Source organism: Polynucleobacter sp. MWH-HuK1, assembly GCF_018881815.1.
Lineage (GTDB): Bacteria > Pseudomonadota > Gammaproteobacteria > Burkholderiales > Burkholderiaceae > Polynucleobacter.
Genome location: NZ_JACVPP010000001.1, coordinates 527,232 through 550,250 on the forward strand (window position 1 = coordinate 527,232; position 23,019 = coordinate 550,250).

The window sequence follows — 23,019 nt, forward strand, 5'->3', positions numbered from 1 at the left end:
ATATGAGTGACTCTAAAACAAACGCGTCAGTGGCTCTGCCGCGTTGGCGTCAATATTGGGTTTTAACTAAACCTAGAGTGACTCAGCTCGCCGTATTTTGTGCTGTTATTGGCATGTTCTTGGCCACACCTGGCATGGTGCCTTACCCAGTTCTTATCGGCGGTATTGCTGGGATCTGGCTTTTAGCCGGTGCTGCGTTTGCGGTGAATTGTCTAATAGAGCAAGCTGTTGATGCCAAAATGAAGCGAACTTCTTGGCGTCCATCCGCTACTGGTGAAGTCACACCATTTCACATCATTATTTTTTCCATCATTTTGGGCTCGCTCGGAATGGTTATTTTGTGGAACTTCTGTAACCCGTTGACGATGTGGCTAACTCTAGCTACTTTCGTTGGTTATGCGGTGATTTATACCTGGTTACTAAAGCCCGCAACACCACAAAATATTGTGATTGGTGGATTGTCTGGTGCTATGCCACCCGCACTGGGCTGGGCGGCAGTAACCAATACTCTCTCAGCAGAAGCATGGCTGTTAGTTCTGATCATTTTTGTATGGACGCCCCCACATTTCTGGGCTTTAGCTTTATACCGCCGTGATGACTATGTGCAGTCGGGTTTGCCAATGTTGCCGGTAACTCATGGCGAGCGTTTCACGCTTCTCAATATCGTGCTTTACACCCTGATCTTGATTGCTGCCACGATGTTGCCTTATATCTACGGCATGAGCGGTATAGTGTACTTAATATCAGCCATTATTCTAGGTTTAATGTTCTTGGCTTACGTCGTTGCGTTATTTGTTTCTTATAGTGATGCTTTGGCCAAGAAAACATTCCGCTTTTCTATCACCTATCTATCGCTACTTTTTGCAGCCCTTTTAGTAGATCACTATTTCCTCTGAGATCCATATGAATTTTCTACGTGTTTGCTTTCTAGCAATTCTGTGTTTTGTACTAACTGCTTGTAGCCCAAAGCCGGAATTCAAAAACATTGATATCACCGGTAGCACAGCATTTGGTAAAGACTTTAGTTTGCTGGATCCAGATGGAAAAGTCAGAACCTTGGCTGACTTTAAGGGCAAAGTAGTTGTAATGTTCTTTGGTTATACCCAGTGTCCTGATATCTGCCCAACAACCTTGACCGAGATGCAGCAAGTCATGACTCTCCTGGGGCCCCAGTCAGATAAGGTTCAAGTGCTTTTTGTGACGGTAGATCCGGAGCGGGATACAGCGGAGATTTTGAAGCAGTACGTTCCTGCATTTGATCCACGCTTCTTAGGCCTACGTCCAGCGGATGAAGCTGCATTAGAGAAGGTCGCCAAGGACTTCAAGATTTATTACAAGAAGGTACCAGGCGCTAAGCCGGGCTCGTACACGATGGATCACTCAGCAGGTAGCTATGCATTTGATCCAGAGGGTCGCCTACGTTTATATATCAAACATGCACAAGGTCCAGAGACCTTGGCACATGATTTGAAAGAGCTTCTAAAGTAAGGAAAAGGGTTCTGAATCGAGCTCTTTTTTTGTTTAGGCTGCTTGCAGCAAGCTACGCATTTTTTTGAGTGCAGCCGTTTCAATTTGGCGAACACGTTCAGCTGAGATGCCGTACTCATCAGCAAGATCATGCAATGTCTTGGTGCCATTACCGTCAGCATCCATCGCCAACCAACGAGACCGCACAATATTGCGACTGCGCTCATCTAAAGCCATCAGTGCTTGATCTAATTTAGGGCCTTGAAGTGCATCAGCTTCAGCGCTAGCAATACGCGCAGTAGGCTCTTGTGAGTTGTCTGCTAGCCACTGAATAGGGGCGTAGGCCGAGTCATCATCGCCATCATCACCTTCCAGCGCAACATCTCCGCCAGCAAGACGCATTTCCATTTCTTTAACGTCAGAACCTTTGACATCAAGTGCTTTAGCTAAAGCATCTACTTCACTCGGGGTTAGTGCGCTTAAGGTGGGTTTATTGCTGCGCAAGTTAAAGAACAATTTACGTTGTGCTTTTGTGGTCGCAGTTTTAACCAGACGCCAGTTTTTGAGGATGTACTCATGAATTTCTGCTTTGATCCAATGAATCGCATAAGACACTAAGCGAGCACCATTGTTAGGGTCGTAGCGTTTTACTGCTTTCATCAAGCCGATATTGCCTTCTTGAATTAAGTCTGCGTGTGGAATGCCATAGCCAAGATATTGGCGAGCAACAGAAACTACTAAACGCAAATGTGACAGTACTAAAGTTTTAGCAGCATCCACATTTTCTGTGCGACGAAATTCCTGCGCAAGGTGTAACTCTTCCGCAGCGCTGAGCATCGGTACACGATTAACGTACGCAATATATGAATCGAGAGTGCCAACCCCAAGAGTTGGCAGCATTGGAAATGCAGACGCCGCCGCAGTCTGCGCGACTGGCAGCGTTTGCAAATTCGGTTTGTCAGATTTCTTTTGAACCATTTTTTCTTATAAATATGAGGTATTGATAGAGTTATATTTTAGCACTCTTGTCAAGAGAGTGCTAATTGTTTTTAAGCTTAATAAGCTATTGATTTAATTGAATAATTCCGAAGAATATTGCCCTGCTGTGAAGGGGGCTAAATCATCAATTCCCTCGCCTTTACCTAGAGCTAGAACAGCGGGTTTTGGGTCTTCTTGTAGGGTGTGGGCAAGGGCGCAGATAACACCGCCTTTAGCAGTGCCATCTAACTTAGTTACGATGATTCCAGTAAGGCCTAGGGCAGCATGAAATGCCTTTACCTGACTTAAGCCGTTCTGCCCGGTATTGCCGTCCAAAACGAGCAGTGTGTGGTGAGGCGCTCCAGGGAGCGCTTTGCCAATGACTCGTTTCACCTTCTTGAGTTCCTCCATCAGATTGTCCTGTGTTGCCAGACGACCTGCAGTATCAATAATAAGAATGTCATTCTTGCGAGAGACGGCTGCATGAATCGCATCATGCGCAACAGCGGCAGCGTCACCACCTTCCTGGGTGATCACATCCACTTGATTGCGTCCACCCCACTCTTGAAGCTGGTTACGAGCGGCCGCTCTGAAGGTGTCGCCAGCAGCTAGGAGAACTGATTTGTCTTGAGACTGAAAGAGTCGGCAGAGTTTGCCAATAGTTGTAGTCTTTCCGGCACCGTTTACCCCTACAACTAACCATACCTCTGGAGTGTTACGCTTATCACTAGTGAAGAGTGGGTTAGGTAATGGCTCAATAGAAGTAAGCAGTGAGTTGACTTCTTGAATGAGGAGCGCTTGCAGCTCTTCGGGGTTGGAGGCTTTCTCCGATTTTGCTGCTTTACGTAGTTTGCCGATGAGTTGTTCGGTCGTAGGAAGGCCCACATCACTTTGTATTAGCGATTCTTCCAAAGTGTCAAACCAAGATTCATCAATCTTGCTTGATTTAAAAAGGGATCCGAGGGTTTTACGTAAGCCGAACATAATCGATACAATTTAAATCATGCATCTTATCAATTTAATTCTCAAAGTATGGTGATTTAGCAGATGCTTTCTAATTTACTTCGAATTTCCTTTTTATTCATCCTATTTACTCAAATGAGTTGGGCTGCTGGTGCTCAACCTGCTGATACGCATGAATATAAGTTGAAGAATGGCCTGAAATTGATTGTCAGAGAAGATCATCGCGCACCAACAGTCGCTCATATGGTCTGGTATCGAGCCGGCTCTATGGATGAGGTCAATGGTAAGACTGGTGTTGCCCACGTGCTTGAACACATGATGTTTAAGGGCACGCATAAGGTGAAGTCTGGTGAGTTTTCACGATTGGTAGCGGCTGTAGGCGGGCGCGAAAATGCATTTACATCCCGTGACTACACAGCATACTTTCAGCAAGTTGAAAAATCAAAGCTAGAAAACGTGATCAAGCTTGAGGCTGATCGTATGTCTAATCTCAATTTTGACGACGCAGAGTTTTTTAAAGAAATTCAAGTTGTCATGGAAGAGCGTCGCTTACGTACCGAAGATAATCCAAGTAGTTTGCTCAATGAGTCACTGATGGCAACTGCTTACATGAGTTCACCGTATCGTCATCCCGTGATTGGATGGATGAATGATTTGCAAAATATGAAGCCAGTAGATGCACGGGATTGGTATCGCAGTTGGTATGCGCCAAATAATGCAACAGTAGTAGTAGCTGGTGATGTGGACGTAAAACAAGTTTTGGCTATGGTGGAAAAATATTACGGCGCAGCTGCTACTCACGAATTGCCAGTTCGCAAACCTCAAATTGAGCCGCCTCAAAAAGGAATTAAGCAGGTTCGGGTAAAAGCACCCGCGGATAATGCTCAGCTAGCTATGGCCTGGAAGGTGCCCCGCCTGGAGTCTGGGAAGCTTGATGATGTTGAGCCATATGCATTAGAGCTGCTCACAGCCGTTCTAGATGGTTATGACAATGCCCGCCTCAATCGCATTCTCGTTAAGCAAGAAAAAGTGGTAAATGATGTTGGCGTGGGGTATGACATGGTCTCTCGCGGCCCAGAGTTATTTTTGATTGGCGCAACGATGGCCAAAGGTAAGACAGTTGACCAGGCTCAGACAAGTATTCGGAAGGCACTTGATGAGGTAAAGCAAAAAGGAATATTGGAATCCGAGCTTAAGAGAATTAAGGTGCGTATATTGTCCGATCAAATTTATAAGCGTGACTCTATCTTTGGTCAGGCAATGGAAATCGGTTCTACCGAGATGGCAGGTTTTTCTTGGAAAGACATTAAATATATGTTGGAGAAAATGCAGACCATTACTCCAGAACAAGTCCAAGCAGTTGCAAAAAAATATTTGGTTGACGAGGGTTTGACGATTGCCGTTTTGGATCCGCAGGCTCGTATATCTGCTGACAAGGGGGGTAAACAATGAATGCCTTCTTGAGAATCACTTCAGCTTGTCTACTAGGTTTTGGTTTGCTGAGTAATGCTTACGCAATATTGCCGATTGAGAAATTGGACTCCTATAAGAGCGCTCAAGCCTATTTAGTCCAGACTGAAGCATTGCCCATGGTCGATATTGAGGTCAGTATTGATGCGGGTGACCGCTATGATCCTTCTGGTAAAAGCGGCGTGGCTGATATGGTTGCAGGCCTGATGAATTATGGCGCTAGAGGCGATAAGGGCTTGTTAACGGAGGCTCAAATAGCCGATGAAATTGCTGATTTGGGCGCCAATATTGGTTTATCGGTGGGTGGTGAGAGAGCAATTCTGCGTATTCGTAGCCTCAGTAGAAAAGACTTGCGTGATAGAGCGGTGCAGTTAGCTGCAGCCATGTTGAGCTCGCCCACCTATGATCCGAAAATCGTTGAGCGTGAGAAGCAAAGAACAATCACGAGCTTGCGTGAAGCAGAAACAAAGCCAGAATTTGTATTGGAGCGACGTTTTAAAAAATCAGTTTATGGAAACTATCCTTTAGCTGACTCACCATCGGTGCAGTCAGTTGGTTCTATAAACACGAATGACCTCAAACAATTTCATAAGCAGTTTTATCGCGGTGATCGCATGATTGTGAGCATTGTGGGGGATGTAGATCGTACCCAGGCCGCAGAAATCGTACAGAATTTGTTAAAGCAGATTCCTGAATCTGGCCAAGCTATTGCGAAGTTGCCCGATCTGCAGCGTTCCCCAATAGAGGCTTTGGCTCAACGAGAAATTCAAATTCCGTTTGATGCCCAGCAGGCCCATATTGCAATGGGAATGACGGCCGTAGCCCGTAACAATCCTGATTATTTCCCGTTACTCGTTGGCAATTACATTTTGGGCGGCGGCGGTTTTGTTTCTCGCCTAATGTCTGAAGTGCGCGAGAAGCGTGGCTTGGCATATAGCGTATTTAGTTACTTTGCCCCAGGAAAAGAAAACGGTATTTTTCAAGCTGGTCTACAAACTAAGAGTGATCAAGCCACCCTTGCTTTAGATGTGATGAGCACCACTATCGCTCAATTTATTGCTGATGGCCCCACTCCATCCGAACTCGAAGCCGCTAAATCAAACTTAATCAATGGCTATCCACTACGAATAGATAACAATCGTAAATTATTGGATAACGTTTCTTCCATTGCCTGGAATGATTTGCCTCTCGACACCATGGATGTTTGGACTAAGCAAGTTGAAGCAGTGACATTGGAGCAAGTTAAAGCTTCGTTCCAAAAATATCTGGCAATGGATCGCATGAAGATCGTTGTATTGGGAGCAAAAAAATAAATAAGTCCAATAAAGCGAATAAGCCTTTGAATACGGAACCACCCAAGAAAGTTCGGATTATTGGGGGCAACTGGAGGAGTCGTCTGCTAACTGTTTTAGATTTGCCGGGTCTGCGTCCCACAACTGACAGAATCCGAGAGACGCTATTTAATTGGTTGGGGCAGGATTTGTCAGGTTTGTGTTGCTTAGATCTTTTTGCTGGTACTGGCGCCTTAGGTTTTGAGGCTGCATCAAGAGGGGCGCAATTAGTGATCTTGCTGGAGAAGGATAAGAAGGCTCACGCAAACTTAAAGACTAACTTTGCTTTACTGCAGTCATCACCCGCTGTTGGAGTTGTAGAAATATTGCAACGAGATAGCTTAGAGTTTTTGAAGCAACAAGCAGATCGCTCCAGCAACTTAATTTTTATTGATCCACCATTTCAGGAATCGACCCTGTTAGATCGAGCCGTGATTGAGGCGGGAAGAGTGTGTGATGACGCCTCTGGAGGCGGTATTTATGTCGAATTTCCATCAAGTCGTCCGCGCGAGGAGATAGAAGCCCTGCTGCCAGATTGGCATTGTGGAAAATACTTAGAGGCTGGACAGGTAAAAGCTTGTCTATTTCGGGGTGGAAGAGGCTAAACTCTTGCCTGTAGCTGATAAAGCCTTAGGAATATTATGACTGTAGCTGTATACCCTGGAACATTTGATCCATTTACTCGTGGTCACGAGGACTTGGTGCGTCGTGCATCTAGCATTTTCACAGAGCTGATTGTGGGTGTTGCTGATAGCCGCAGTAAGCGTCCATTCTTTACATTGCAAGAGCGCATTGATATTGCCAAAGAAGTGCTTGGTCACTATCCCAACGTCAAGGTTGTGGGCTTTACTGGCTTATTGAAAGATTTTGCGCGTGAGCACAATGCGCGCGTGATTGTGCGTGGATTGCGCGCCGTCTCTGACTTCGAGTACGAGTTCCAAATGGCGGGTATGAATCGCTATTTATTGCCTGATGTTGAAACTTTGTTTTTAACTCCATCTGATCAATATCAATTCATCTCCGGAACCTTTGTGCGTGAAATTGCATCGATGGGTGGTGATGTGAGCAAGTTTGTTTTCCCTTCAGTGGAAAAATGGCTTGTGAAAAAAATTGCCTCTGGTGCTCAGAACAAAGAGTGACCAAATGAAATTTGGCGACTAAATCATGGCTTTAATGATTACGGACGAATGCATCAACTGCGATGTGTGTGAGCCAGAATGTCCTAATGATGCAATTTATATGGGCCTAGAGATTTATGAAATCGATCCCAATAAATGCACGGAATGTGTGGGGCATTACGATGCGCCTCAGTGCCGCCAAGTTTGCCCCGTAGACTGTATTCCGTTCAATCACGAGTTTGTTGAATCTCAAGAGCAGTTGATGGTGAAGTTCAGGCTTTTAACTGCCAATAAGAAAGTCAACCCAGTCTAACTGACTGGCTTATGGGTGGTTAGCCCTTCGAGTGCAGCTCCATCATGGCGGTTTGGGTGTCGCCCTTCAAAAAGAGCGACAAAATTTGTAAGCCATTTTCAATGCTGGCATCGATGAGTTTCTGTTCGGCTAATTGCGGTCTACGCAATACGTAATCTGCAACATCCATGGCGCGGCCATCGCCTGCCACATCTCTAGGGTGACCAATGCCCAGGCGTAAACGCCAATAATTCGGAGTACTTAAATGCGCCTGAATATCTTTTAAGCCGTTGTGACCACCTGTGCCCCCGCCTAGTTTTAGGCGTGCAGTACCTGGTTTGAGATCCAACTCATCTTGCACCACCAAAATGTCTTCAGGGGTAATTTTGTGAAAGCGACATAGCGCGCCAACGGATTGACCACTCAGATTCATGTAAGTGCTCGGCTTTAGTAGAAATAGGTCTTCACCTTCCCATTTTGCTCTTGCTACTTTTCCATGCAAGCGTTTCTCTGATTCAAAACGAACGCCCAATTGTTTTGCTAAGGCGTCGACAAACCAGAAGCCAGCGTTATGCCGATCTTCTTCATGCTCATCTCCAGGGTTGCCTAAGCCAACAATTAATTTAGTCATGTTGAGAGTTTAAAGATATAAAAGTATTTCGCCAAAAAAGAATGAAAACTTGGGGCAATAAAAAAGGCCCGCTTGCGCAGGCCTTCTAGTGCAAGTGATCTAGCTAATGAATTAAGCTTTATCCTTTGGTGCTTCAGTAGCAGGAGCTGCAGCGGCAGGTGCAGCAGGCGCATCGGTAGGCTCAGCGGCTTTAACTGCTGGGATACGTGCGTTAGCAAGCACTGGGTTCTCTTGCTCAACATGCAATACCAAGGTAACACCTTTTGGCAATGCGATGTCTTTGGCATGAATGCCATGACCAACTTCAATCTTAGCCAAGTCCACCTCGATGAACTCTGGCAAGTCTGCTGGTAAGCAAGATACTTCTAACTCAGTAGCAACGTGACTGATAACTGCCCCTTGCAATTTCACGGCAGCTGAAGTGTCAGCATTTGTGAAGTGCAATGGAACGCGCATATGAACTTTCTCAGTCGCGGATACGCGCTGGAAGTCAATGTGCAATACCAATGGCTTAAATGGATGCATTTGGTAATCGCGCAACAATACTTTCTGTGTCTTGCCACCAATTTCCAAATCCAAAATAGATGAGTGGAATGCTTCTTTACGGAGAGCATGGAACAACGCGTTGTGGTCCAACTCAATGACTAAGGCTGGATCTTTACTACCGTAAACGATTCCCGGAGTTTTTCCGGAATTGCGCAGACGGCGGCTCGCACCCGTTCCCTGTACGCTTCTTTCAAAGGCTACAACTTTCATATTAAATTCCCTAGTTAAGGTTAATTTCCGTTCGCGACCAAACAGAAAAGCCTTCGATTATATCGTGGGAAAGGACGTTTTTGCCTACAAAAGGCTTAAAACTGCCAAAAACCGGGGTAAAACGGTGATTTTTGGCTTATTCAACAAACATCGACATCACTGAATCACCCTTACTAATGCGGGAAAGGGTTTCAGCGAGGATTGGAGCGACGCTTAATTGGCGAATTTTTGCTACTTTCATAGCCTCTGGAGTCAGGGGAATGGTGTCAGTAACAACCAATTCATCTAGCTCAGAAGCTGCAATACGGGCCACAGCACCGCCTGAGAGCACGGCGTGAGTACAGTAGGCGGTTACGCCCTTAGCGCCGCGCTCTTTGAGGGCCTCAGCGGCTTTACAGAGGGTTCCGCCGGTATCAATTATGTCGTCCATGATTACGCAGTGGCGACCTTCTACTTCGCCGATAAGGTGCATCACTTCGGATACGTTGGCTTTAGGGCGACGTTTATCAATAATCGCCAAATCAGTGCCTAATTGCTTAGCCATCGCACGGGCACGAACTACGCCGCCAATGTCTGGAGACACAATGATGAGGTCTTTTTGGGTCTTTTGGGCCTGTAGGTCTGCCAATAGCACTGGAGAGGCGTAGATGTTATCTACTGGGATATCAAAAAAGCCTTGAATCTGGTCGGCATGCAAGTCCATTGTCAAAACGCGCTCAATGCCAGCAACAGACTGGAGCATGTTGGCTACGATACGTGCGGAGATCGCGACTCGGGCAGAGCGGGGGCGGCGGTCCTGACGGGCATAGCCGAAGTAAGGAATCACTGCGGTTATGCGGCTTGCGGAGGCTCGTTTCAGGGCATCAATCATGATCATGAGCTCCATCAAGCTGTCATTTGTAGGCGCACAGGTTGATTGGATCACTACGACATTTTTCCCGCGAACGTTTTCTTGAATTTCTACCTGAATCTCGCCATCTGAGAAGCGGCCAACAAAGGCTTTACCCATCGGGAGATTGAGTTCTTTTGCTACAGCCTCGGCCAAAACGGGATTTGCGTTGCCTGTGAAAAGAGTCAATAAATCTGCGCTTATGGAGGACATAGTCTTAAGGGTTTTGTGGGGTCAAAAGGTTTTCTTTGTTGTTTCTACAGTCTTTGGCAGGGGAAGAAGGATTCGAACCTTCGCATGCTGGAATCAAAATCCAGTGCCTTAACCAGCTTGGCGATTCCCCTACAGGTCAATCTGAAGAAATCAAATTGTAAGCGGGATTTTTATTTAGCCCCCGAACAACCCGACCTACCCACCCTTTAGGAAGATTTTGAAGCAGATTTTCTAGTTTTGCGGTGTCAGTCTTAGGGTCTAAGACTGCAAAAACGCTACTTCCAGATCCAGACATACGGGGCTGAGAGCCCGGTACCGCCTGGTTAATCCAATCCAAAGCTTGCTTCACTTCTGGGCAAATCCGCATCGCTACAGCCTGACAATCATTTGATTGAAACAACAATGGCGATGCAAGAAAGCCATCAATTGTAATCTGAGCGTGATCTCGGGTCAATTCTGGGTCCTGAAAAATACTAGCGGTAGCAATTCCCTGGTTGGGGAAGATGACCAAAAAAAGAGGGGTTTCAAGGGAAATTTCCTGAATTTTCTCCCCAATACCTTCAACAAAGGCATTTTTGCCAAAAATAAAGAATGGGACATCAGCCCCTAGCTTTAAACCCAAATTACAAAGAGTTTCATTGGGTAGATTGAGATTCCAGAGCGCGTTGAGACCAATCAATGTGCTTGCTGCATCAGAGGATCCGCCACCCATTCCTGCGCCCATCGGAATTTCTTTTTGTAGATCAATTTCAACCCCAGCCTCAAGCTTGCAAAAATCTTTCAACAAGTTTGCAGCGCGTACTACTAAATCTTGTTCAGGTGTAACTCCGGGGATGGGGTTTACTCGGCGCACTTCCTTTTCAGGAATGCGTTTTAAGTGGAGCGTGTCACACCAGTCAATAAGTTGAAAGACAGATTGAAGTAGGTGATAGCCATCATCTCTGCGTCCAACAATGTGCAAAAAAAGATTGAGCTTAGCTGGCGAGCGAAGGGATAAAGAATCTAGGCTCACCATATTCTTCTTACTTAATCATTCGGTCTGTCAAATACAAGGCGAATATCAATGGAACCAATATTCGAGCTGCGTGTCATAGTGAGCTTCTCTAGGCGACCGCTATTGCTCCACGTATAAAGTAGATCCCAGCCATCTTGACTAATTTTGTTTACCTGGCCCTTGGCATTTCTATCAACGCTTGCTTCACTACCAGCGCGAACTTCACCTCTTAACCAGTTAGATAGACCCCTTGCTGGCAGAGGGAGTCCTAAGGTGTTTTGTACTAGGGTGTCAGCGTCTACCGCTGCCACTACCTTGCCATCGCTCTCCAGAGTAGCTTCACCTGGTGTGATGGTAATTTTTGCAATTGACCCACCCATAGGATTGCGGATCTCTAGAACATCTTTTAACGAATCTTGCGTTAAGGTAAATCCGCCTGAGCCACCTTGGTTTTGTGTTTCAGTTAAGCCAATAACTTTGACTGCGAAACGACCATCCCAAGAACCTTTGGCTGTTTGATCATCTCTAGTCCAGTCAGGTTTAAAGCGCTTGAGTGTTTCCTTGAGTGTTGGGTTGTTAGCATCCAATTTTTGACCTTGTCGCCAGATCTCTTCTGCTTCGCTCTGACGATTCATAACCCACAAAACCTCTCCAACATGGGCAGCGATATCTGCTTCTGGTTTCATAGCAAATGCTTGTTGCAGTTGCTCTAAGGCAAGAGCGTTTTTTCCTAAGCGAAAATTCACCCAACCCAAGCTATCCAAAATGAAACTGTCTTTTGGTGATAGTTGGTGTGCCTTGCTAATTAATGTTAACGCTTCTGGTAGTTGTACGTTGCGATCAGCCAGGGAGTAGCCGAGAGCATTTAAAGAATTCACATCATTTGGGTATTTGCGCAAAATATCGCGCAAGGTTTTTTCCATGACATCGATGCGACCGACTTTTTCCGCAGACATCGCATAGGTGTAGAGCAAGCCAGGATCTTTGGAAGCAATTTTGACTGTTGACGCGATTTCATAAAACGCACGTAGTGCATCTGATTCATCTTTTGCTTTAGCAAGCAGTGCTTGTAATTGCAAAAGAGTGTTTTCTTGTTTCGCCGGAGTTTGTTGTCGTAGTAAGGCAATGGCTGGCTTAACTGCATCAGACCAACGATTGCTCAAAATCAGAAGAGTCACTAAGACTTCTTTCGGCTTTGAATCTGAGGCTGGAGATAGTTCATCCCAAGTCTTGGCGGCTTGCATAGCTAGGTCTGGCGAGCCACCCGCAATCGCTATTTCCATCGCTCTTTGGGCTAGCCTAGGATCTTTGTATTGGCGTGCCATCTCTAGGTAGGTGTTGTAGGCCAAGCCAGCCTCACCACGCTGGAGAGCGATTTCAGAGGCAAGCACCTCAAAGATGGCTTCACCAGTTTGTAATCCATTTGCCCGTGGCTGCGCTTGGGCGTGTGAAATGACTACACCAGCTACGGTCGCCAGGAATAAAGCCTGTATTAGAGGTTTCAGTGCGAATTTACTCATAAGCACATTCTAATCCGCGAATCTACAATCCATTTATGCCAGAACTTCCAGAAGTAGAGGTCACACGATTAGGAATTGCGCCCCACCTTGAGGGACGCAAAGTTACCGCCGTCAAAATCATTGATGGGCGCTTGCGTTGGCCCGTCCCCGCCAGTCTGAGTAAATCCTTGCCTGGACAAAAGGTAAGCACCATAAAGCGTCGCGGCAAGTATCTCCTGTTGGAAATGGATACGGGTTATTTACTCATTCATTTGGGGATGACGGGAACCTTGCGAGTGTTGCCAAGTTCAGATTCTTTGAAGACCCATGATCGAGTAACGCTGGAATTTGGTAAGTTAAGCTTGCGTTTGCATGACCCTAGAAAATTTGGCGCTGTTTTATGGCACCCCAAATCTAAGGGCCCTATTGAAAAATTTACGCTTTTGCAAAAGCTTGGGGTGGAGCCATTCTCTCCAGAGTTTTCGGGAGAATTGGGCGCGGAGATTTTGTATCAATGTTCGCGCAAGCGTAGTGTTGCAGTTAAACAATTTCTTTTGGCAGGCGAAGCAGTTGTCGGTGTCGGTAATATTTATTGTTCCGAAAGCTTATTTGAGGCGGGTATTCATCCGGCTAAAGCGGCTGGTAAATTAACTCGACCACAATGTTCGCGTCTTGCAAAGGCTGTCAGATTGATACTGAAAAAAGCGATTGATGCTGGCGGTAGCTCACTAAAAGATTTTGTGAATAGCGATGGCGACCCAGGACATTTCATGGTTCAAACCAAGGTCTATGATCGCAAGGGCTTGCCATGCAAGGTATGCAAAACACCCATTAACCAGATAGTGCAGGGTCAGCGCTCCACCTACTTTTGTCCGCAATGTCAAAAGCGCTGATTAACACCTTTGCGTCAAAGTTAATTGCTTGGCATGGCGTCAGCGGGCGCTCTGGCTTGCCGTGGCAAGGCAATCGGGATCCGTACGCGGTATGGGTATCAGAAATTATGCTGCAGCAAACTCAGGTTGCGACGGTCCTTGAGCGCTATCCACGCTTTATGAAACGATTTCCGACAGTAAAAAAATTAGCCGCTGCTGATATTGATGAAGTACTAGCCGAATGGGCTGGCTTGGGTTACTACTCTCGCGCTAGAAATTTGCACTTATGTGCAAAGCAAGTCATGACAGAGTTCGGGGGTAATTTTCCAAGTGACCCCGCCTTACTTGAGCAATTAAAAGGTATCGGTCGCTCCACTGCGGGCGCGGTCGCTGCCTTTGCATTTCATGAGCGTGCACCTATTTTGGATGCTAATGTTAAGCGCATCTTGGCGCGTTTATTCGCGGTTGAGGGCAGCATTCAGGACAAGGCAGTGAATGAACAACTTTGGAATATGGCAACAGATTTGCTGCCAAAAAAATCTGTTGATATGCCGGTATATACACAAGCCTTGATGGACTTCGGTGCAACCTGGTGCACGGCACGTAAACCAGTTTGTTTGGGCTCTGAAAAAAAGTGTCCTTTCACAAAAGACTGCCAGGCTAACTTGAGTGATCAAGTGCTTCTGCTGCCGCAAAAAACCAAGAAAATGAAATCTCCTGAATTCGACTGCAATATATTGTTGATCCGTTCGGGTAATTCTGTCCTGCTGCAAAAGCGTCCTAGTAAAGCGATTTGGGGCGGCCTCTGGTCTTTGCCTGAATCAGTCTGGAAGCCTAGGGTGCCAGGCTCTAAAGATGCCGATTTAAGCTCGCAGGAATTATTTCAAGCTGCAATGCCTCAAGAAAAGACTTTAGTCCTTGCAAAGGCTTGTAAGCCCTTCCATAAGACAAATGAAATTAAGCATGTATTTACTCATAGACGTCTTTGGATGCATATATGGCAAGCAAACTGCTCAAAAGAGTTGGCATTTTCAAATCCAGGTCTAAGGTGGGTTCCCCTAAATCAGTTGGGGCGCTATGGCTTACCCCAACCGATCAAGACTTTGCTACAGGGATTGAGTCTAGTTCGCGGTGACGCTCTAAAAAATTAAGCTGTAAGTTGCTGAAGTCTTTTTGGCTGCGAAAGTATTCACTTAAGCGATTGACCAAATAAACCGACCGGTGTTGACCACCAGTACAGCCAATAGCTACCGTTAGATAACTGCGCCCATCGGCAATGTAATGCGGTAGCCAGCGATGAATGAACTGCGTAATGTCCGCCTCCATGTTCACTACCTCTGAAATTTTTGCTAAAAACTCTTTAACGGGTTTGTCATTGCCAGTAAGCGGTCTTAGGACTTTGTCGTAGTGAGGGTTGGGTAGGCAGCGCACATCAAAAACGAGATCTGCCTCGCTAGGTACGCCCTTTTTAAAGCCAAACGATTCAAACACCACAGTTAAGCCAACAGGCTTGTCTTTGAGAAGATCTTGAATCCAAGATCGCAGCGCATGGGCGGGAATGTTACTGGTGTCAATGCTGTGTGCTTGAGCGCGTAAGGGCTCTAGTAGGCTACGTTCATTATCAATAGCCTCAATGAGCGTTGCTGATTGAGATTGCTTAGCATTGGTAGATAAAGGGTGGCGACGACGTGTTTCTGAAAAGCGTTGCACCAAAGTATTGGTATCGGCATTTAAGAATACAACTCGGACCTGATGATTTTTGCGTAAGTTCTCAAGAATAGATGGTAAGTCGGCAATAGATTGTCCTCGACGAGCATCTATGGCAACCGCAACTCGCTCGCACTGCTCATTTTCTAGAGTGGAGATGAGATTTTCTAAAAGAGAAACGGGAAGGTTATCAACGCAGTCATAGCCGGCATCTTCAAAAGCCCTCAGGGCTACTGATTTACCTGAGCCTGAGATTCCGGTAATCAGATTAATTTGCATAACTTAAAGTAAGCGACCCTGTGACTTAATGGAGTCAGCCTCTGCATTCATCTGCAGACGTTGGCGCTCAATGAATTCCTTGAGCGTATCAATGCCACGCAATTGCAAAATCGTATTACGGACCGCTGCCTCAACCAGAACGGCTAAGTTGCGACCTGCAGCAACCTGAATTTTGACCGTACGAATTGGAATACCCAAGACATCAACGTGCTGGGCTTCAAGCGGTAAACGCTCAAATGCACCATCAGTTCTACGTACAAGTTGCACGATCAAGCGAAGTTTTAATTTGCGACGAACAGCTGTTTCACCGAAGATTGTCCGGATATCCAATAAACCTAATCCACGAACCTCAAGTAAGTTACGCAAGATAACAGGACAGCGACCCTCAATGTAGTCTGGTCCAAGACGCGCAAAATCAACCGCATCATCCGCAACCAGGCCATGACCCCTTGAGATCAACTCAAGACCTAATTCGCTCTTGCCAAGACCGGATTCACCGGTGAGTAGGACGCCCAGACCCAAGATATCCATAAAGACACCGTGCATTGTGATTTGAGGTGCACCAATTTTGGTTAGGTAGATTCGTAAATGATCAATTACCTCTGCAGCAGAAATTGCAGTAGTGAATAAAGGCGTTGAAGAACGTTGGCAGAAAAGTTGTAAATCAGGGTCTGCGCTCTTGCCGTCGGCTACGATGACGCAAGGCGGCGTTTTAGAAATCAGGCTCGCAATTTGTTCTTGTTTTTGTTTTGGCTCTAGAGCGGCGTGATAGTCAACCTCTTGCTCGCCGAAAATTTGTATACGGCTTGGGTGGATAAGGTTTAAGTGCCCCACTAAGTCGGAGCTGGCGGCAGCTGCTTTTACAGCCTCAGGTGGAAAAGTGCGATCAGCACCCTCGAGACCACCAATCCAAGAAAGTTTTAACTCTGAAACATTGTCATCAAAAATCTGCTGAGCAGTTACTCCATCCAGGAGTAATGGCTGAGTCATTTTGCTTTACCCCAGCGTTGTAGGAGGTCGCAAACTTTTGAGGGGTCTGTAGAGGAAAGCAAAGTTTGGCGTGCATCTGCGTCTGATAGCAGTTGAGCAATTGAAGATAGGATTTCTAAATGCTGTTGCGTCGCCTTTTCAGGCACCAGTAAGAAAATCAGAATTGAGACTGGTTCGCCGTCGGGGGCCGCAAACTCAATAGGGTCTTGGAGTCTCATAAAGCCAGCGCTTGGCTGTTTCAAGCCTTTAACTCGGCCGTGTGGAATAGCCACCCCAGCACCAAGAGCGGTAGAGCCTAAATCTTCGCGTGCATTAAGGAACTCAACTACAGAATTTTTATCAATCCCAGTTTGTTTGGCAAATAGCTCTCCAGCGGCTGCAAATGCATCGACCCTACTTTTGGCAGGTACGTCCAATGCAATGCAGTCGGGAGTGAAAAGATGGGTCAGGGCATTCATGTGAATTGATTATAGGTGTCCTGACAAAAGAGATCACTCAAAATGCTTTTCGTGGTGATGATCTTGGACCTTTTCTTTGTGTTTAACGACTTGACGCTCCAGTTTATCTACCACCGCATCCATCGCATGGTAGAGGTCGGCGTTATGTGCTTCAGCGAACAAGTCCTTCCCCTTAAGGTGAATAGTGATCTCAGCGCTTTGGCGAAGATCCTTTTCCTTGGCCTTATCTACTATCAGGAAGGCGGACGCATCAATCACATGGTCAAAGTGCTTACGAATTTTGGCTAGCCCTGCCTCAAGGTGTGAGCGCATTGCGGGTGTAACTTCTACATGACGGCTATTAATTTTTAAATTCATTAGCAACTCCTTGTATAGATACTATTGATGCGTGCGCATACTGATGCCTGGGGTGCGCAGCAGGCCCCTGAAATTTTTTGAGCTGTTTTTTTTGGAAAAATAAACCATGAACCTCCAGCGTATCAGCGAATTTGCTGAAAACCAAGAGGGTGAAGCGATTTTTATTGCTAAAAAGGTCGGAAGCCTTACTGGGCTTACATCCGGAAGTTTTCGCCTAGGTAGACTCTTCTAACAGCATCGTTTTGAATAATCTGATCTGGTTTCCCTTCGGCTAGCACGCTACCTTCGCTGATGATGTAAGCGTGGTCGCAGATGCCTAGGGTTTCACGGACATTGTGATCGGTGATCAGAACCCCAATTTGACGGTCTCGCAAGAAGCGAACGATTCGCTGAATTTCCCCAACGGCAATAGGGTCAACACCGGCAAATGGTTCATCTAACAAAATAAATTTAGGCTGGGAAGCAAGAGCTCTTGCAATCTCAACGCGCCTACGCTCGCCGCCCGAAAGGGAAAGGGCTGGATTATTGCGTAGGTGGCTAATCTGAAGTTCGCCCAAGAGCTCATCTAGGCGATTGGCAATCTCACCTTTGCTGAGGGGTTTGCCTCCCTGAACTTGGAGCTCAAGTACAGCTTGGATGTTTTCAGCTACGTTGAGTTTTCGGAATACAGAGGCTTCTTGCGGTAAATAAGAAAGCCCCATGCGGGCTCTCTCGTGAATTGGTAGGTGTGTAATATCTGCACCATCAAGAACAATATTCCCGCCATCTAGGGGAACGAGACCAACAATCATGTAGAAGGATGTTGTTTTACCTGCTCCATTAGGGCCCAACAAACCTACAACCTCTCCGCAACGCACTTGAACGGATACGTCTCGAACCACAGTTCTTGAGCCATAACGTTTTTGTAGGTTATGGGCGCTGAGTGTGGGCGCATTATTGGCTTGAGTTAAATCCGCTGTCATTTCTCTAATGTTGCTTTTCGTCTTGGTGAAAGGATGGCTCTTGCTAGTGGTAGGTCTTCTGGCTTTGCATCCTTTGGAGGGATGACACGATAGTACTGCTTTACATCATCGTACTCAATTTTCCAGCCCTTCAATTGATCGAGCATTTGCATATTGAGCAAGCGTTTCAGGCTGGCGTCACCAGTGATTGTTAGAAACTCTGTTTTGGCATCATAGGTAACCTGGGCGCCACGCCCTTGCATAAATTCATCTGCAGGCCCTTCGCGACGTTGCCTGAAACTGGCTACCTCATTGGGATTGCCAATGACATCAACAAATTCATAGCCTTGAGGGTCAACTGTAATGTGCCCATCTTCACCGGTAACAATAATACTGCCTTTAATGAGGAGAACTTGGCCGTTGAGGTCATAAATTTGTTTAACGTCGTTTACGGAAACTTTTTCTGCTTCCAAAATGACAGGCTTGTCTTGATCTGCTTTTTCAGCGCGCGCTAGACTCGCTACAGTGAGTCCTAATGCAAGGCAGCCAATAAGGATGCGAGTGTGCCGGCAATGAATCATGCGCATTATGGATTTCTCCGTGGAGCGCGTTCAATGCGCCCCTTAACTTGACCACTGAGTACCATACTTTGTTCAACATTATTGAATACTCCACCATCTGTGGAGTGCATGATCGACATTCCCTGCTCCAGGATAATGGGTCGATTAGTTTCAATAATGTCATCATTAATTAAAACTTTGAAATAACTAGAGCTGGCTAACATTCTTAAGGTGGCTGGCTGCGTTGCAGTAGCATCTTGAGCGGGTCGGAAAATACTAGCGTTATCGTATAAATCCAAAATGGTGAGATCACCATCGAGATGCCCGGTGTCGGATTTGACTGTTACCGGCGCCTTATCGGCTTGAAACAAACGCATGCGGGGCGTCAGAATATCGATGGATGCGTCATCATCATAGTGGGTTACCTTTACCCCCAGAATTCGATATTTAGTGTTTCCCAATTCATTTAGCGCAGATAGCGCGCCATCTTTAATGGTGTAATCAGGCTCATGCAGTCGTACTCGCTCTAGAGGAGATTTTTCCGGCGGAGTATTTTTTTGTACTAACCAAAAAGTGGCTAGCGTAAGGGCGCCCATCAAAATTAACGGCATTAGACGCAACAGCGTACGACCAATACCAAGCTTAATTTGTTGGGGATTCAACTGCATTGCTTAGCTACGAGCCTTGGCTAGTAATTCTTCGTAGCGATTCTGCGCTTTGAGAATGAGATCACACACTTCACGCACGGCGCTATTGCCGCCGTTACGGGTAGTAACTAAGTGAGCAAATTCTTTTACGGCTTCATGGCCTTGCGCTGGACAAATTCGCAATGCTGCCCCCTTCATCATTTGCATGTCTGGCCAGTCGTCGCCCATAACAGCACAATCTGCTGAAGTGAGTCCTAAGGATTTGAGGACCTCTGCCAATGCAATAGCTTTGTTTTCAACGCCCATGTGGACATATTTAATTCCGAGCTCTTCACAGCGGGCCAAAACCATTTTGGAATTTCTGCCAGTGATGATTGCGGTAGGAATGCCACATTGCTCTAATAATTTGATGCCCAAGCCATCTTGAATATCAAAGGCTTTTAAAGATTCTTTACCATCGGCACCAATCCACACTTGACCATTCGTTAGGACGCCATCTACGTCTAGAACTAAGAGTTTTACCTTGCCTGCACGCTCCCAGGCTTGGGGATATTGGGCTAACGGGTTGGTGTTATGAGTACTAAAGGCGCTGGGCATGAATGGATCGATTGCTAAGGAGGTTAAATAACTTTGGCTGCAAATAAATCATGTAGATTTAAGGCGCCTAATAAATGGCCTTTGTCATCAGTAACCACTAGATGATTGATGCGATGCTTCTCCATCATCTCAATCGCTTCTTCGGCCAGCAGTACTTCTGGGATGGTGCGAGGATCGGCGGTAGTTGCGCTCTCGAGTTTGATGCCATCTAGGTTGGTAGTTTTTTCTAGAAGGCGACGTAAGTCGCCATCGGTCAATATGCCAAACACTTTTTGGTTGGCATCTAGAATCACTACCATACCCATGCGTTTTGATGTCATCTCTAATAAGGCATCTTGCAGTGATGCATCGACCGAGATCTTTGGGGTATCTGCAAAACTGCGCATCACTTCACTGACGTGCATGAGTTGTTTGCGACCTAGTCTGCCACCAGGATGAGATCGAATAAAGTCTTCAGCTTTAAATCCTCTGGCATCAAGTAATGCAACAGCCAATGCGTCACCCATTGCTAATGCTGCAGTAGTACTGGTGGTGGGCGCAAGATTTAATGGACAAGCTTCTTTTTCAACACTGGTATCCAGATGGGCATCCGCCAAATTGGCAAGAGAAGAATTTGGTGCGCCAGTTAGTGCAATGAGTTTGGCGCCCGTGCGCTTCACAATAGGTACGATTGTCAGAAGTTCATCTGTTTCACCAGAATTCGATAGTGCAACAAAAACATCGTCTCTAGTAACCATCCCGAGATCACCATGGCTGGCCTCAGCGGGGTGAACAAAAAAGGCAGGAGAGCCGGTAGATGCAAAGGTTGCGGCAATTTTGCGAGCAATATGGCCAGATTTTCCTATTCCGGACACCACGATTCGGCCTTTGCAGGCATGTAAGAGTTCAACCGCCAGCACAAGGGCGTCAGCATTGACGCCTTCAAGGCGATCTCGCATTGTTTGCAGTGCAGCAGCCTCAATACTGAGGGTGTCGCGCGCAAGCTTTAGGGTACGTTCACGAGTCTTAGCTATCATCGGGTAAGTATATGCCGTCAGTCCTTCAATTAACCCTCATTCTCCTGGCCTCGGGTGTGGCCGGAGTAGTTATTTTCCGCTATTTTGGCTTGCCCCCTATTTTGGGCTATTTGGCCATTGGAGTGCTGATTGGTCCCCATGCCTTGGGTTTGGCTAATGACTCAGCCACCGTTAAGTATTTAGCGGAATTTGGCGTCGTTTTCTTGATGTTCTCGATCGGGCTGGAATTTAACCTCCACAAGCTGAGGGCAATGCGATCTATCGTATTTGGCCTGGGCGGCAGTCAAGTCATTCTGACAATGCTGCTAGCAATCCCCGCAAGCTTATTAATGAATTGGATTTACCCCATCTCATGGCATGCTGCTATTGCTTTAGGTGGCGCGTTGGCAATGTCATCTACAGCAATTGTGACTAAATTGATTTCGGATCGTGCCGAATTAGAAACTGAACATGGTCGCAACGTTGTGGGTATTTTGCTATTCCAGGATTTGGCAGTTGTATTCCTTTTGATCTTATTGCCATCTCTCGGAAAAAATCCTTCGGACTTGTTTGTTGCGCTAACAACAGCTTCTATCAAAATTACGATTGCTTTGGTCTTGATTTTTTTCATAGGCCAAACACTGATGAGTCGCTGGTTTAGGTTGGTTGCGAAGTTGCGCTCACAAGAGTTGTTCATGCTGAACCTCTTATTGATTGTGCTCGGCATGGCGGGGTTAACAGAACATTTTGGTTTATCTCTAGCACTCGGAGCCTTCTTGGCGGGCATGTTGATTTCTGAAACACCTTATCGTCATCAGGTGGAAGAAGACGTCAAACCATTCCGCGATGTCTTGCTGGGACTCTTCTTTATTACGATTGGCATGTTGTTGGATTTCAATGTCATTCGTGAGCAGTGGATGCTTGTTCTAGTTTTGTTAATCGGGCCACTTGTCTTTAAGTTTGGCCTTATCGCTCTGTTGTCTAGAGTCTTTGGCTCAAGCCCGGGCATTTCCATTAGAACCGGTTTATGCCTGGCTCAGGCCGGTGAATTCGGCTTTGTGTTGCTCAATCAAATTGATGGTTTGGATTTGATTGATCCCACTTTGAGTCAAGCGGTATTAGCAGCTATGTTGATCTCGATGTTCTGCGCACCATTCCTAATTGAATATAGCGATCGCATTGCAATGCGCTTCTCTAGTAATGAATGGCTATTGCAATCTCTTGCATTGACACGTGTTGCTGCTAAGAGTGTGCGTAATGAAAACCATGTCGTTATTTGTGGTTTTGGTCGTTCGGGTCAGAGTTTGGCACGCATGCTTGATCAAGAAAAAATTCCGTACATTGCCTTAGATTTAGATCCAGATCGCGTCAAAGAAGCTGCAGCTGCTGGTGACAATGTGGTTTATGGCGATGCAAGTCGTGAAAATTATTTAGTTGCTGCTGGCCTCTCCAGAGCCAAAGCGGTAGTGATTACCTATGCTGATACTGCCGCAAGTATGCGCGTTCTTCGTCAGGTTGAACACTTACGGCCAGGTATGACTGTGCTGGTACGTACTCGAGATGATGCGGATATTGCCAAGCTGCAAGCAGCTGGCGCCACAGAAGTAGTGCCTGAACTGATTGAAGGTAGTTTGATGATCGCCTCCCATGTCTTATTGATTATGGGCGTGCCAATGCGCAAGGTAGTGCGACGTATCACCACAGCGCGTGAAGAGCGCTATAGCCTATTGAGGGGTTACTTCCGAGGTTCGGCAGATGATGATTTTGGTTCGAATGAATCTTGGCGCTTGCATGCGATAACGCTTTTACCGAATTCACAAGCAATTGGTAAAACTTTGGGCGAGCTTGATCTAGAGGTAGATGGCGTGAATGTCCAGGCTGTCCGTCGTAAGGCTCGTAATGCCGATTACGTGAAGTTGGATCCCACCCCTGACCTTACGCTCGAGGCCAATGATATTTTGGTGATCTCAGGCAATTCAGAAGCAACGGATTTAGCTGAAGCTAAATTACTCTGA

General features: G+C 46.3%; 26 protein-coding genes and 1 tRNA gene. 10 read left to right on the forward strand and 17 right to left on the reverse strand.

Annotated features, from left to right (window positions below):
• Nucleotides 1–2: 2 nt before the first annotated feature.
• Both cyoE and ICE93_RS02845 read left to right on the forward strand, forming a co-directional pair.
• Nucleotides 3–896, forward strand: a complete 894-nt coding sequence (gene cyoE / locus ICE93_RS02840; protein WP_216185427.1) for a heme o synthase — start codon at nt 3–5, stop codon at nt 894–896.
• 7 nt (nt 897–903) lie between these two features.
• The gene (locus tag ICE93_RS02845) at nt 904–1,488 is read left to right on the forward strand and encodes an SCO family protein (RefSeq protein WP_216185429.1); all 585 of its coding nucleotides are present in this window, start codon (nt 904–906) and stop codon (nt 1,486–1,488) included.
• Nucleotides 1,489–1,521: 33 nt separating this feature from the next.
• On the opposite strand, the gene rpoH is transcribed toward ICE93_RS02845, so the two are convergent.
• Together rpoH and ftsY are read right to left on the reverse strand one after the other, a co-directional pair.
• Nucleotides 1,522–2,445 (reverse strand): RNA polymerase sigma factor RpoH, encoded by a 924-nt coding sequence (gene rpoH, locus ICE93_RS02850; RefSeq protein WP_216185432.1) that lies wholly within the window; start codon nt 2,443–2,445, stop codon nt 1,522–1,524.
• A 93-nt stretch (nt 2,446–2,538) separates the two neighbouring features.
• Complete coding sequence (gene ftsY, locus ICE93_RS02855; RefSeq protein ID WP_216185434.1) at nt 2,539–3,429, reverse strand: signal recognition particle-docking protein FtsY; 891 nt, start codon at nt 3,427–3,429, stop codon at nt 2,539–2,541.
• A 114-nt stretch (nt 3,430–3,543) separates the two neighbouring features.
• Here ftsY and ICE93_RS02860 point away from each other — a divergent pair, with 114 nt between their 5' ends.
• From ICE93_RS02860 to ICE93_RS02880, 5 genes are read left to right on the forward strand one after another with little or no spacing between them, the layout of a single operon-like run.
• The gene (locus ICE93_RS02860; RefSeq protein WP_255554464.1) at nt 3,544–4,860 is read left to right on the forward strand and encodes a pitrilysin family protein; all 1,317 of its coding nucleotides are present in this window, start codon (nt 3,544–3,546) and stop codon (nt 4,858–4,860) included.
• A complete protein-coding gene (locus ICE93_RS02865) occupies nt 4,857–6,191 on the forward strand; it encodes a pitrilysin family protein (protein ID WP_216185438.1) in 1,335 nt (444 codons plus the stop codon). The genes ICE93_RS02860 and ICE93_RS02865 overlap by 4 nt, the downstream gene beginning before the upstream one ends.
• Before the next feature lie 26 nt (nt 6,192–6,217).
• A complete protein-coding gene (gene rsmD, locus ICE93_RS02870) occupies nt 6,218–6,814 on the forward strand; it encodes a 16S rRNA (guanine(966)-N(2))-methyltransferase RsmD (protein WP_216185440.1) in 597 nt (198 codons plus the stop codon).
• 36 nt (nt 6,815–6,850) lie between these two features.
• A complete protein-coding gene (coaD, locus tag ICE93_RS02875) occupies nt 6,851–7,348 on the forward strand; it encodes a pantetheine-phosphate adenylyltransferase (RefSeq protein ID WP_068319648.1) in 498 nt (165 codons plus the stop codon).
• A 25-nt stretch (nt 7,349–7,373) separates the two neighbouring features.
• Entirely contained in the window at nt 7,374–7,640 is a 267-nt protein-coding gene (locus ICE93_RS02880; RefSeq protein ID WP_216185442.1) for a YfhL family 4Fe-4S dicluster ferredoxin, read from the forward strand.
• Between the two features lie 19 nt (nt 7,641–7,659).
• Here the strand turns inward: ICE93_RS02880 and pth are convergent, their stop codons facing one another.
• The 6 genes from pth to ICE93_RS02910 all read right to left on the reverse strand — a co-directional run bounded on the left by pth (nt 7,660) and on the right by ICE93_RS02910 (nt 12,622).
• Nucleotides 7,660–8,250, reverse strand: a complete 591-nt coding sequence (gene pth, locus ICE93_RS02885) for an aminoacyl-tRNA hydrolase (RefSeq protein WP_216185444.1) — start codon at nt 8,248–8,250, stop codon at nt 7,660–7,662.
• A gap of 111 nt (nt 8,251–8,361) precedes the next feature.
• Nucleotides 8,362–9,006 carry a 50S ribosomal protein L25/general stress protein Ctc gene (locus tag ICE93_RS02890; protein WP_216185446.1) on the reverse strand — a complete coding sequence of 215 codons (645 nt, stop codon included), beginning with the start codon at nt 9,004–9,006 and terminating at the stop codon, nt 8,362–8,364.
• A gap of 136 nt (nt 9,007–9,142) precedes the next feature.
• A complete protein-coding gene (locus ICE93_RS02895) occupies nt 9,143–10,108 on the reverse strand; it encodes a ribose-phosphate pyrophosphokinase (RefSeq protein ID WP_216861295.1) in 966 nt (321 codons plus the stop codon).
• Nucleotides 10,109–10,162: 54 nt separating this feature from the next.
• A tRNA-Gln gene (locus ICE93_RS02900) sits at nt 10,163–10,239 on the reverse strand.
• A gap of 5 nt (nt 10,240–10,244) precedes the next feature.
• Nucleotides 10,245–11,123, reverse strand: a complete 879-nt coding sequence (ispE, locus tag ICE93_RS02905) for a 4-(cytidine 5'-diphospho)-2-C-methyl-D-erythritol kinase (RefSeq protein WP_216861296.1) — start codon at nt 11,121–11,123, stop codon at nt 10,245–10,247.
• Between the two features lie 11 nt (nt 11,124–11,134).
• Complete coding sequence (locus ICE93_RS02910) at nt 11,135–12,622, reverse strand: lipoprotein insertase outer membrane protein LolB (protein WP_216185448.1); 1,488 nt, start codon at nt 12,620–12,622, stop codon at nt 11,135–11,137.
• Nucleotides 12,623–12,657: 35 nt separating this feature from the next.
• Between ICE93_RS02910 and mutM the strand changes: the two genes are divergently transcribed.
• Nucleotides 12,658–13,494, forward strand: a complete 837-nt coding sequence (gene mutM / locus ICE93_RS02915) for a bifunctional DNA-formamidopyrimidine glycosylase/DNA-(apurinic or apyrimidinic site) lyase (protein WP_216185450.1) — start codon at nt 12,658–12,660, stop codon at nt 13,492–13,494.
• Nucleotides 13,479–14,624, forward strand: coding sequence for an A/G-specific adenine glycosylase (gene mutY, locus ICE93_RS02920; protein WP_216185452.1), 1,146 nt, complete (start codon nt 13,479–13,481; stop codon nt 14,622–14,624). The genes mutM and mutY overlap by 16 nt, the downstream gene beginning before the upstream one ends.
• Here mutY and rapZ read toward each other — a convergent pair.
• The 9 genes from rapZ to ICE93_RS02965 all read right to left on the reverse strand — a co-directional run bounded on the left by rapZ (nt 14,569) and on the right by ICE93_RS02965 (nt 21,025).
• A complete protein-coding gene (rapZ, locus tag ICE93_RS02925) occupies nt 14,569–15,459 on the reverse strand; it encodes an RNase adapter RapZ (protein WP_216185454.1) in 891 nt (296 codons plus the stop codon). The two genes, mutY and rapZ, sit on opposite strands and share 56 nt — an antisense overlap.
• 3 nt (nt 15,460–15,462) lie before the next feature.
• Nucleotides 15,463–16,449 (reverse strand): HPr(Ser) kinase/phosphatase, encoded by a 987-nt coding sequence (gene hprK, locus ICE93_RS02930; RefSeq protein WP_216185456.1) that lies wholly within the window; start codon nt 16,447–16,449, stop codon nt 15,463–15,465.
• Nucleotides 16,446–16,907 (reverse strand): PTS sugar transporter subunit IIA, encoded by a 462-nt coding sequence (locus ICE93_RS02935; RefSeq protein WP_216185458.1) that lies wholly within the window; start codon nt 16,905–16,907, stop codon nt 16,446–16,448. Before ICE93_RS02935 ends, hprK begins: the two co-directional genes overlap by 4 nt.
• Nucleotides 16,908–16,940: 33 nt before the next feature.
• A complete protein-coding gene (gene hpf / locus ICE93_RS02940) occupies nt 16,941–17,264 on the reverse strand; it encodes a ribosome hibernation-promoting factor, HPF/YfiA family (protein WP_216185460.1) in 324 nt (107 codons plus the stop codon).
• A 194-nt stretch (nt 17,265–17,458) separates the two neighbouring features.
• A complete protein-coding gene (lptB, locus tag ICE93_RS02945) occupies nt 17,459–18,226 on the reverse strand; it encodes an LPS export ABC transporter ATP-binding protein (RefSeq protein ID WP_216185462.1) in 768 nt (255 codons plus the stop codon).
• The gene (gene lptA / locus ICE93_RS02950) at nt 18,223–18,792 is read right to left on the reverse strand and encodes a lipopolysaccharide transport periplasmic protein LptA (protein ID WP_216185464.1); all 570 of its coding nucleotides are present in this window, start codon (nt 18,790–18,792) and stop codon (nt 18,223–18,225) included. The genes lptB and lptA overlap by 4 nt, the downstream gene beginning before the upstream one ends.
• Complete coding sequence (gene lptC, locus ICE93_RS02955) at nt 18,792–19,433, reverse strand: LPS export ABC transporter periplasmic protein LptC (protein ID WP_216185466.1); 642 nt, start codon at nt 19,431–19,433, stop codon at nt 18,792–18,794. Before lptC ends, lptA begins: the two co-directional genes overlap by 1 nt.
• A 3-nt stretch (nt 19,434–19,436) precedes the next feature.
• A complete protein-coding gene (locus ICE93_RS02960; protein ID WP_216185468.1) occupies nt 19,437–20,009 on the reverse strand; it encodes an HAD family hydrolase in 573 nt (190 codons plus the stop codon).
• Between the two features lie 23 nt (nt 20,010–20,032).
• Complete coding sequence (locus tag ICE93_RS02965) at nt 20,033–21,025, reverse strand: SIS domain-containing protein (RefSeq protein ID WP_216185470.1); 993 nt, start codon at nt 21,023–21,025, stop codon at nt 20,033–20,035.
• Between the two features lie 11 nt (nt 21,026–21,036).
• Between ICE93_RS02965 and ICE93_RS02970 the strand changes: the two genes are divergently transcribed.
• Nucleotides 21,037–23,019 carry a monovalent cation:proton antiporter family protein gene (locus ICE93_RS02970; RefSeq protein WP_216185472.1) on the forward strand — a complete coding sequence of 661 codons (1,983 nt, stop codon included), beginning with the start codon at nt 21,037–21,039 and terminating at the stop codon, nt 23,017–23,019.

Coding starts and splice junctions, on each gene's coding strand:
- ispE (WP_216861296.1), bottom strand. CDS start 11,123: ATGGTGAGCCTAGATTCTTTATCCCTTCGCTCGCCAGCTAAGCTCAAT.
- mutY (WP_216185452.1), top strand. CDS start 13,479: ATGTCAAAAGCGCTGATTAACACCTTTGCGTCAAAGTTAATTGCTTGG.
- lptB (WP_216185462.1), bottom strand. CDS start 18,226: ATGACAGCGGATTTAACTCAAGCCAATAATGCGCCCACACTCAGCGCC.
- ICE93_RS02865 (WP_216185438.1), top strand. CDS start 4,857: ATGAATGCCTTCTTGAGAATCACTTCAGCTTGTCTACTAGGTTTTGGT.
- cyoE (WP_216185427.1), top strand. CDS start 3: ATGAGTGACTCTAAAACAAACGCGTCAGTGGCTCTGCCGCGTTGGCGT.
- ICE93_RS02935 (WP_216185458.1), bottom strand. CDS start 16,907: ATGAATGCCCTGACCCATCTTTTCACTCCCGACTGCATTGCATTGGAC.
- rapZ (WP_216185454.1), bottom strand. CDS start 15,459: ATGCAAATTAATCTGATTACCGGAATCTCAGGCTCAGGTAAATCAGTA.
- ICE93_RS02960 (WP_216185468.1), bottom strand. CDS start 20,009: ATGCCCAGCGCCTTTAGTACTCATAACACCAACCCGTTAGCCCAATAT.
- pth (WP_216185444.1), bottom strand. CDS start 8,250: ATGACTAAATTAATTGTTGGCTTAGGCAACCCTGGAGATGAGCATGAA.
- ICE93_RS02965 (WP_216185470.1), bottom strand. CDS start 21,025: ATGATAGCTAAGACTCGTGAACGTACCCTAAAGCTTGCGCGCGACACC.
- ICE93_RS02910 (WP_216185448.1), bottom strand. CDS start 12,622: ATGAGTAAATTCGCACTGAAACCTCTAATACAGGCTTTATTCCTGGCG.
- lptA (WP_216185464.1), bottom strand. CDS start 18,792: ATGCGCATGATTCATTGCCGGCACACTCGCATCCTTATTGGCTGCCTT.
- ICE93_RS02860 (WP_255554464.1), top strand. CDS start 3,544: ATGAGTTGGGCTGCTGGTGCTCAACCTGCTGATACGCATGAATATAAG.
- ftsY (WP_216185434.1), bottom strand. CDS start 3,429: ATGTTCGGCTTACGTAAAACCCTCGGATCCCTTTTTAAATCAAGCAAG.
- hprK (WP_216185456.1), bottom strand. CDS start 16,449: ATGACTCAGCCATTACTCCTGGATGGAGTAACTGCTCAGCAGATTTTT.
- lptC (WP_216185466.1), bottom strand. CDS start 19,433: ATGCAGTTGAATCCCCAACAAATTAAGCTTGGTATTGGTCGTACGCTG.
- mutM (WP_216185450.1), top strand. CDS start 12,658: ATGCCAGAACTTCCAGAAGTAGAGGTCACACGATTAGGAATTGCGCCC.
- ICE93_RS02880 (WP_216185442.1), top strand. CDS start 7,374: ATGGCTTTAATGATTACGGACGAATGCATCAACTGCGATGTGTGTGAG.
- ICE93_RS02845 (WP_216185429.1), top strand. CDS start 904: ATGAATTTTCTACGTGTTTGCTTTCTAGCAATTCTGTGTTTTGTACTA.
- ICE93_RS02890 (WP_216185446.1), bottom strand. CDS start 9,006: ATGAAAGTTGTAGCCTTTGAAAGAAGCGTACAGGGAACGGGTGCGAGC.
- rpoH (WP_216185432.1), bottom strand. CDS start 2,445: ATGGTTCAAAAGAAATCTGACAAACCGAATTTGCAAACGCTGCCAGTC.
- ICE93_RS02970 (WP_216185472.1), top strand. CDS start 21,037: ATGCCGTCAGTCCTTCAATTAACCCTCATTCTCCTGGCCTCGGGTGTG.
- coaD (WP_068319648.1), top strand. CDS start 6,851: ATGACTGTAGCTGTATACCCTGGAACATTTGATCCATTTACTCGTGGT.
- ICE93_RS02895 (WP_216861295.1), bottom strand. CDS start 10,108: ATGTCCTCCATAAGCGCAGATTTATTGACTCTTTTCACAGGCAACGCA.
- hpf (WP_216185460.1), bottom strand. CDS start 17,264: ATGAATTTAAAAATTAATAGCCGTCATGTAGAAGTTACACCCGCAATG.